Below are 1402 nucleotides of genomic sequence, written 5' to 3' on the forward strand. Positions count from 1 at the left end.
GAGTGGCAAGAACGGCCAGACTGGAGTGGAGCGGCTGGGAAGCATCTGCTGGTGGTGCCAACAGTTCAAAAATGGAGTCCACCTGGGCATTGCCGTTGCCATCCCAGAGCAAAAATCCAGTGGTCTCGGCAATCCAGCCGCTTTGCTCCAGTTGTCCATCCCCATCCATGTCAAAAAGCACCCCATCCTCACGACGCGACAGATGCAGACCCCCTCCATCGAGATCTAGCAGCAGCGGATCGGCCTGGCAAAAGGTGAGCGCATCGGCAATGTGCAATACCGCCTCACCTTTGTGATAGGTGTGATAGCCATCGGCGCTGCCATCATCGCTCCAACCGGTGCCCGCTTGCACCCGATCTCCGGCATCCCCTTCGATGGTCAGAGAGTTGCTAGAGTGCCCCTGCGGGGCACCGATTGTCGCGGCGTGCGCGAATGCTTCGCATTCGCTTCTGGTGAAACGCCGCTACATGCAGGACTCCGTCCTGCACCTGCCAGGAGGAGATAATCTCCTCCTGGACCTCCATAATAATTGTTTGATTTTCAAATGCAGTTGCCCTGGGGTACAGCCATCTTTCTTGATTAACGTAACCAATTAATCATGACCTGATCGTTGATCATTACTGTATGCAGTCCGTCCGAGCTTTGTTGCACCAGATAGCTTTCGCCATGGATCTCTGTATGACCGCTGGCGTCGCTGTGATAAGTGGTCCCCTGCCATTGCAGTGTGGCGTGGCGGGCCAAAACAGTATCGATGCTCTGTTGGACCGCCAGCAAATCACCTGGATCACCATCAATTTGGAGGGGATGTCCGGGGCTGGCCAGATCCAACAGATCCCGCACCAGCAACTGATTTTTGCCTGCACCATCCATCGTGATCTGCTCGATGTCGGCCAGGGCCGGGTTTGCCAACAGAGCGGTCAGATCCAGAGAGCTGTTGTTTTCCACCAGTTGCAGACTGTTGCCTTGCCGCTGCAAGGCAACCCCCTCCCAGTTGAGCAGCTCGGCCAGGGAGCCCGCTTTCGGCTCAGGCGTGCTCAGTGGCTGCTGCGGCAGTGAGACAGGGGCATAATCCAGTTGCACCTCGGCCATGCTGCCATGATGACCATCGGCAAAGGTCACCACGGAATAGGCGGTCAAGGTGTTGCCATTGATGGTCAGCGGCGCAAGCGGCTCGGCGTTGAGGGAGAGGCTGCTGATGGAGAGATCTGCCACTCTCTGCAGCTCATCAGGACTACTGAGGCCATCCCGGTTGTGATCCTGCCAGAACAGCAACTGTGCAAAAGCGTTGTCGGCTGCGCTGATGAGAGCATCATGATTGCTGTCCAGAGTGGCAAGAACGGCCAGACTGGAGTGGAGCGGCTGGGAAGCATCTGCTGGTGGTGCCAACAGTTCAAAAATGGAG

Annotated in this window: 2 pseudogenes; both read right to left on the reverse strand. The window is 56.8% G+C overall.

From position 1 onward, the window contains the following. Positions 1 to 352 (reverse strand): annotated as a pseudogene (locus EJP87_RS16395) (hypothetical protein); the annotation flags it as partial. Between the two features lie 227 nt (positions 353 to 579). Continuing rightward, positions 580 to 1402: pseudogene (locus EJP87_RS18145) on the reverse strand (hypothetical protein); the annotation flags it as partial.

Source organism: Candidatus Magnetaquicoccus inordinatus (assembly GCF_004217665.1).
Taxonomy (GTDB): Bacteria; Pseudomonadota; Magnetococcia; order Magnetococcales; family Magnetaquicoccaceae; genus Magnetaquicoccus; species Magnetaquicoccus inordinatus.